This is a genomic window from Faecalibacillus sp. H12, assembly GCF_013361255.1.
GTDB lineage: Bacteria > Bacillota_I > Bacilli_A > Erysipelotrichales > Coprobacillaceae > Faecalibacillus > Faecalibacillus intestinalis.
Map to the genome: position 1 here is coordinate 1 of NZ_JABWDK010000077.1, position 696 is coordinate 696.

The 696-nt window shown below is 33.5% G+C and carries 1 protein-coding gene; it reads right to left on the reverse strand.

What is annotated here, in order from left to right; translation table 11 throughout:
• On the reverse strand, positions 1–681 hold the full coding sequence (locus HUU89_RS14475; protein WP_119362616.1) for a fructose-6-phosphate aldolase: 681 nt from the start codon (positions 679–681) through the stop codon (positions 1–3).
• Positions 682–696 lie beyond the last annotated feature (15 nt).

The following is a 696-nucleotide window of genomic DNA, read 5'->3' on the forward strand; positions in this document are numbered from 1 at the left end:
TTATAAATCACAAATACCTTTACCTTCTCCATAAACATCATACCAATCACTATTGAAATCATTCACTGCTTTTTCAATACTTGGATTCGCAAAGATTTGTTTTAAGACTTCTACTGGCGCTGTGATTGCTTGACTTCCATAATTGAAGGCATCTCTTACTTGTTGTACTCCTTTAAAGCTTGCTGCTAATATCTTACAATCATAACCATCTTGTACGATTCTATTAGATAATTCATTGATCAGTTCCATTGGATCATTTCCTAGGTTCCCTATTCTATTGACATAAGGTGCAATATAGTCTGCTCCTGCTGCCAAGGCCATATAGGCTTGCATCAAATCATAAACAGCTGTTGCTGTCACATTGACTCCTTCTGCTTTTAGTTTTTTGATGGCTTTGATTCCTTCATATGATACGGGTACTTTGATATAGACTTGATCATCGATTTCTTCTAGTATACGATGGGCTTCTTTAACGATTTCATTACATTCCTTAGAAATCACTTGAATATGAAGACTTCTTTCTTTTCCTATGATTTTCCTGACTTCTTTCATATGTTTAAAGAAGTCTTTGGGACTTGTTTTTTTCACTATTGAAGGATTACTTGTTACTCCTACAATTGGCATATATTCTACTGCTTCTTTTATATCTTCTAAGTTTACTGTATCAATTATAAATTCCATTTTCTTTTCTCCTAT